Annotated in this window: 5 protein-coding genes; 4 read left to right on the forward strand and 1 reads right to left on the reverse strand. The window is 56.5% G+C overall.

The features are described 5' to 3' along the window. Nucleotides 1-62 precede the first annotated feature (62 nt). Together WEB54_RS06895 and WEB54_RS06900 are read left to right on the forward strand one after the other, a co-directional pair. A complete protein-coding gene (locus WEB54_RS06895; protein WP_368054452.1) occupies nt 63-1,277 on the forward strand; it encodes a hypothetical protein in 1,215 nt (404 codons plus the stop codon). 72 nt (nt 1,278-1,349) lie between these two features. Then, nucleotides 1,350-2,204 carry a CLCA_X family protein gene (locus WEB54_RS06900; protein ID WP_368054454.1) on the forward strand — a complete coding sequence of 285 codons (855 nt, stop codon included), beginning with the start codon at nt 1,350-1,352 and terminating at the stop codon, nt 2,202-2,204. An 83-nt stretch (nt 2,205-2,287) separates the two neighbouring features. Here WEB54_RS06900 and WEB54_RS06905 read toward each other — a convergent pair whose 3' ends face one another. Further along, nucleotides 2,288-2,926, reverse strand: a complete 639-nt coding sequence (locus WEB54_RS06905; RefSeq protein WP_368054456.1) for a 1-acyl-sn-glycerol-3-phosphate acyltransferase — start codon at nt 2,924-2,926, stop codon at nt 2,288-2,290. A 451-nt stretch (nt 2,927-3,377) separates the two neighbouring features. Between WEB54_RS06905 and katG the strand changes: the two genes are divergently transcribed. Both katG and WEB54_RS06915 read left to right on the forward strand, forming a co-directional pair. Beyond that, complete coding sequence (gene katG / locus WEB54_RS06910) at nt 3,378-5,600, forward strand: catalase/peroxidase HPI (RefSeq protein WP_368054458.1); 2,223 nt, start codon at nt 3,378-3,380, stop codon at nt 5,598-5,600. A 552-nt stretch (nt 5,601-6,152) separates the two neighbouring features. Beyond that, a complete protein-coding gene (locus WEB54_RS06915) occupies nt 6,153-6,653 on the forward strand; it encodes a hypothetical protein (protein ID WP_368054460.1) in 501 nt (166 codons plus the stop codon). The last annotated feature ends 87 nt before the right edge of the window (nt 6,654-6,740 follow it).

Raw genomic sequence — 6,740 nt, forward strand, 5'->3', positions numbered from 1 at the left:
GTCATGGGCAAATCTATCGAACGTAGTGCGGATTCTGGGGCTGATGATGAGGCCGACTCATAGTGTCCACCCATAAATGGCAATTCACCCCCCGCTTCCGCCGCCGCGCCTTTGGCTGGCAGTCGGCCACGCCGATCAAACGCATCAAGGAAGCCCTTGCCGAGATAAAGCAGGTTGCCCGAAAGGAGCCGGTGCTCGCGGCAGAGGGTGCCATTATCCTGCTGGAAAAACTCGCGCCAGCACTGGAACAGGTGGACAGTTCATCGGGAGCGCTTGGAACGGCAGTCAACAAGGCTATTGATACCCTGGTGCCCATTATCGCCAAAGCCGACGTCGAACAGGCTGAGCGGCAACGCTGGCTGGAGCGGTTGTGGCAAGCGCTGCAGGACGACGAAATGCCCTACATCGAACGGTTGGGCGACTACTGGGGCGAGTTGTGCGCAACGCCGGAACTGGCATCACACTGGGCTGATGAGTTTATGCCGGCACTGGCGCAAACCTGGGCTCTGCCGCGCGGACAGAGCAGCTACTTCACGGGTACCAGTGCCTGTCTGGCTTCCCTGTATACGGCGGGCCGTTATCAGGAGTTGCTGACACTGATCGACAAGGCGCCCTTCAAGTGGTGGCACGACCGGCGCTGGGGTGTACAAGCCTTGTCAGCGATGGGCAAAAAGGCCGAAGCGATCCGATATGCCGAAGATTCCCGCGGCCTCAATGACCCCCGCTGGCTGATCGCTCAGGCATGCGAAGCCATCCTGTTGTCCTCGGGGCTGCTTGACGAGGCTTACCACCGTTATGCCGTGGAGGCCAATCAGCGCACCACGAACCTCGCCACCTTTCGTGCCATAGTCAGGAAATACCCCAACAAGCAGCCAGAGGCAATCCTGCACGACCTGGTTGCCAGTGCACCTGGCGCTGAAGGCAAGTGGTTCGCTGCCGCCAAAGATGCTGGCCTATATGATTTGGCGATCGACCTGGCCACTCGCAGCCCTACCGATCCGCGCACGCTGACCCGCGCTGCCCGCGACTATGACGAAAAGCAGCCTGACTTCGCCTTGTCGGCTGGGCTGGCTGCACTGCACGGGATTTCGCGCGGCTATGGGTATGAAATTACCGGAGGTGATGTGCTCGACGCTTATTCGGCGGTGTCCCGGGCGGCCTCCAATGCAGGCGTGCCTACCCAGAGTATCAACGAGCAGATTCGGCTGATGACCGCCGGTGCAGAGCCTGGCAATGCGTTTATCAGATCGATTCTGGCCCGCCAATTGTTGAACTGAGCGGGACCCACTTTCATTGCGTCACGGACAATAGCAGCGGCAGCGCGACAACTTGAATCAACGCCAGCTAAAATGCATGTCTGTTTCAGCCGCAATTTCAGGAGAAACTCCATTCAGCGCACACCCACCCAGCGATTGCTCGACCGCGATTTCTATCGCAACGGCCCCGATCACAGGGGTGGTCGAGAGGTCGGTTTTGCCGAGGTCAAACGCCGTTTCGGGCTGCGCACCGTCACCATTGGTCGATGGGTTACCAAGGCCGAGCAGGCAAGCACCGCCAATCATTTCTACGATGCGCTCGCTGACCTGCAGATATTACTGCACGGTCCGGCCGACCTGCTGTCGCTGCGCGGCACCCTGTCGCTAACCTATGGCCGAGGCGGCCAGCCAGGCGTGGCAGCCCACTATGAACCCGCCTCACGCACCCTGGCACTGGCCAAGAACGCCGGGCCCGGCAGCATCGCCCACGAGTGGTTTCATGCGCTGGACCACTATTTATCAGACAAAGCCTTCAAGACGGCCACGGCTGGCCGTTTCGCCTCAGCCGCCTGGCTTGCCGACAGCCCGGCCATTGACCACCCGCTCAACCGGTTACTCTTCGACTGCTTCAAAGCGATTCTGCTGAATGAGGCGGGCACCGGCACCAGCGAGTTGTTCAAGCGCTCAGTCGAGGCGGACCGCAGTCAGAGCATGCTTTACTACAGTTTGCCGGAAGAACTCGCCGCCCGCTCCTTCGAAGCCTTCATTCAGGATGCATCACTCAAAAACCACTTTCTGGTCAAAGGCACCAGGGAATCACCGGAGGCCAAACTCGGCCTCTACCCGCAGGAAGCACAGAGAGGACGTATCAATACGGCGTTCGACCGCTATTTTCAGGCATTGGGGAACGCATTGAGCCGGCAAGGGAAGAAACCGGTAACTGAATAGTTTCGGAGTTCGCACAATACGAGCGGCGGCTACCGGTTGATCGACGGCGAATTCTGAGCCTTGATACCCATTTACAAAACGGGTCAGCTTTTTCCTGATGGGGCTGCCGCTTGTTTCTGGTCCCACAACACCTTCACCGGCCGGGACAATTTTTCCGGATGACGCGGCGTAATCTCAGCAAAGCACTCGTAGATGCGCTGCATATCGGCCTCGAGGTCATCACTGGGTTGCAGAATAAGTGGGAATGTCAGCTGCTTTTTGCCGTAATCTGCGACTGCAAGCACAATCGGAACTCCAGCCTGACGGGCAATGTGATGAAACCCGGTTTTCCACCTGTCGGCACTGCTGCGCGTCCCCTCTGGCGTCATCACGATGATGATGCGGTTATGGCGGTTTAACTCCGCCACGGTTTGCCCCACCAGGCCCCCGGCCCGAGATCGGTTCACCGGAATACCGCCCAGTCTCGTAAGCAACCAACCCAGAGGGCCCTTGAACAGAGTGTTCTTGATCATGAAGCGGGCATGCAATGCCAACGCGATGCCACTGATAATGCCCAGAACTCCGTCCCAATTCGACGTGTGCGGCCCACCCACCACGATAGCCCTGGGAACGTCGGGGAAGGGTTTTACATCCCAGCCCGCCAGTCGCAACAAGCCTGTGGCCACCCAGCGTAGCGGTGAGCGACCGCTGGACCTTTCCGGAATCATGTTATCGTTTTGCATAGTAATTCTGACCTTTTCTACAACAACCTGCGATCTTACCGCATCCGGTCACCGGTGACACACCCGCTAATAGTTGGGCAACACGCTGCTGAACGACATAAACCAACCGCAGAATACAGCACGCCGGAAGATTATGTTCTATCCTCGATCGGCGTCAGCAGACCCTGTTAGCCCGCAGAGCCGGGCGATATAGAAAAACTATTACATCGGTCAGTAAAACAAACTTATGACAATCACCGGGCACTGCTATAACTGTTTTATCCAAAGCGGCGAGGAAGCCATGACTCGACCGCTTGCCTTGCAACTAACTGACATGGCTCAGTCCGGTGCTGGCTCCCGGCAGGCAGACGGAACAGTTTCGTACACGATGGTCAGTGCATCGGATCCGAACTAACGTTACAGAGCGCCATAATCAAAATAATGAACCAAACAGTTACAGACGGAGAGAGTTATGACCGCGAATCGAACAGAGACCGCCGGAAAATGCCCGGTGATGCACGGCTCACGCGCCCAAATGAGTGCTGGCACCGCGAACCAGGATTGGTGGCCAAACCAGCTGAACCTGGCCATTCTGCATCAGCATGCTCCAAAGTCGAACCCGCTGGGGGAAGATTTCAACTACGCAGAAGCCTTCAAAACGCTGGATTTGCCAACGGTCAAGAAAGACATTGAAGCCCTGCTGAAAGACTCGCAGGAATGGTGGCCAGCCGACTACGGTCACTATGGTCCGTTCATGATCCGGATGGCCTGGCACAGTGCAGGCACCTACCGGACCGGCGACGGCCGTGGCGGGGCGGGCACCGGCAACCAGCGGTTTGCCCCGCTTAACAGCTGGCCAGATAACGGCAACCTCGACAAAGCCCGCCGCTTGTTGTGGCCGGTAAAACAGAAGTACGGGAGCAAGCTATCCTGGGCTGACCTCTACATCCTGACGGGCAACGTTGCCCTGGAATCCATGGGTTTCAAAACCTTTGGTTTCGCCGGTGGCCGGGCCGACATTTTCCAGCCGGAAGAAGACATCTACTGGGGCGCCGAGAAAGAATGGCTAGCCTCCAGTGACAAGCCGAACAGCCGCTATTCCGGTGACCGTGACCTGGAAAACCCGCTTGCCGCTGTGCAAATGGGCCTGATCTACGTCAACCCGGAAGGTCCGGACGGCAACCCCGATCCGCTGGCGTCAGCACGAGACATTCGTGAAACATTCGCCCGCATGGCGATGAACGACTATGAAACTGCGGCCCTAACCGCTGGTGGTCACACCTTCGGCAAAACTCACGGTGCGGGTGACCCGGACAAAGTAGGCCCCGAACCCGAAGCGGCGCCGATCGAAAACATGGGCTTCGGCTGGATCAACAGCCACGGTAAAGGCAAAGGCCGCGACACCACCACCAGCGGTCTGGAAGGCGCCTGGACACCCACCCCCACCCAATGGGACATGAGCTACTTCGATGTTCTGTTCGGTTACGAGTGGGAGCTGACCAAGAGCCCGGCCGGCGCTCAGCAGTGGGCTCCGAAAGGCCTGAAAGACAGCGACAAGGCACCGGACCCTGAAGATCCGTCCACCAAGGTTGGCATCATGATGTCGACCGCCGACATGGCCATGCGAGAGGATCCGGAATACAGGAAGATCTGCCAGCACTTCCACAAAAATCCGGAAGAGTTTGCCGACGCTTTCGCCCGCGCCTGGTTCAAGTTGACCCACCGCGATATGGGCCCGAAAACCCGTTACCTTGGCCCGGAAGTCCCGGCTGAAGACCTGATATGGCAAGACCCGGTGCCGGCGGTCGATCATGAACTGGTCAACACCAGTGACATTGCCGACCTGAAAGGCAAGATTCTGGCAACCGGTCTGTCGGTCTCAGAACTGGTCTACACCGCCTGGTCTTCAGCATCAACTTTCCGCGGGTCCGACATGCGCGGTGGTGCTAACGGTGCCCGCATTCGTCTTGCCCCCCAGAAGGACTGGGAGGTAAACCAGCCCGATCAACTGGGCAAGGTATTGTCGGCGCTGGAAGGCGTTCAAAGAGCCTTTAACGAAGCCCAGTCGGGCAACAAAAAAGTGTCTCAGGCTGATCTGATCGTGCTCGGTGGTGTCGCTGCCGTCGAAAAAGCAGCGAAAGACGCTGGCCACAACGTTGACGTGCCGTTCGCTCCGGGCCGCACCGACGCAACCGATGACCAGACCGACGCCGAAGCCTTCGACTGGCTGAAACCTGAAGCCGATGGTTTCCGCAATTACCGTCGCACAGCCTTCACCGTCTCTGACGAGGAAATGCTGATCGACAAAGCCCAGTTGCTGGGACTGAGTGCACCGGAAATGACCGTGCTGGTCGGTGGCATGCGCGTGTTGAATGCCAACCATAAGCAAGCCAAGCACGGCGTGCTGACCAAAACACCGGGCAAGCTCACCAACGACTTCTTCGTGAACCTGACCGACCCTAACACCGAGTGGAAGCCGGTAACGTCTGAAGCCGATGTGTTTGAAGGCAAGGATCGCAAGAGCGGTGACGTTAAGTGGACCGGTACCCGTGTAGACCTGATCTTTGGCTCCAACTCCCAGTTGCGCGCCATTGCCGAAGTCTATGCCCAGAGCGATGCGAAAGAGAAGTTCGTGAAAGACTTCGCCGCCGCCTGGACCAAGGTGATGAACGCCGACCGGTTCGATCTGGCGTAACAAGCACTGAACGGTTGAAACCAAGGCCGGATGCCCAACAGGGCATCCGGCCTTTTTTATTGGTGAATGCTTTTCCAGCACCCAAGCGCACTCCGGTCCAACTTCACCACACCGTAGGAGCGCAGTCCCCTGCGCGACAGGAAGCAAACCAACCACAGAACACTACCCCTGTTTACCCTGAGCCCTTCGAAGGCCCTTGGGGAGCAAACAAAACCGCTGAACCCAATTCATCGCCTTAAACACGGCCCCAACCGCCACCGACTTTCGCCCGGGCTTGCAGGGGCTTCCTGCCCCCAAGCCCTACCGCAGGCATCCCTGCCAGCTGCGAAACCCGGTACCGGCTGGGGCCTTCTCAATGTGGTTGCTTTTAGCAGCGCGGACGCTAGTTATTCCAGATTTGGCATACGGGGTCCAATAGGATGAAAAATACTACACGCCCTGTACTACTGGGTTTCTAGAAAGTGGTGTGCTAAGTTGATGTAACAGCTTGCCGGAATAAGGGGCGAGGTATGCTACGAAGAGTACTGTTAAAGAGATGAGCACTAGGACTTTATGGATATCGAATACTCGGAAAATGGCTTATTCGGACTGACAGCATCTGACATCCATGAAGAAGCTGTTCGACTTTACGATGCTTTTTTCGAACATCAAACCCCACTCAAAGCTTTCAGATTGGCAATAGTGCTTTACCATCTACTTGAATGGATTGAGTCTGAGAATAAGCCACCTGAAAACAACCTCAGTAAGCTATCAAAAGAACTTCAGGAAAGTACTCAGTTTCAAGTGCTTCGTAGCTTGGCGAATAATTCAAAGCACCACACTCTAAAAAAGAGCTCTTCATATGAAAAAGGGATTATCATTGGTTTTCAAGCAGGCCGCAGTGTGGGCGGTGAATGTGTGGGACAACCGAATCTTGCTGTGAATTTTCAAGGTCAAGAAGTTTGGCTTCGGGAAGTATTCGGGTGGATACTTAAGAAATACACCTATTACTTCAACTCTGTTGGGATGTATGAGGCTGTACAAATCGCGGTGCGTGACGGCGAAAACCTTTAACCAATGCATCAACCGGATTAACGTAACCATTAGGGTCAGAGTCACTGATATTAAACACCGATCAATGACCTATGATCCCAGTGTTAA

Source organism: Saccharospirillum sp. (assembly GCF_040881935.1).
GTDB lineage: Bacteria > Pseudomonadota > Gammaproteobacteria > Pseudomonadales > Natronospirillaceae > Saccharospirillum.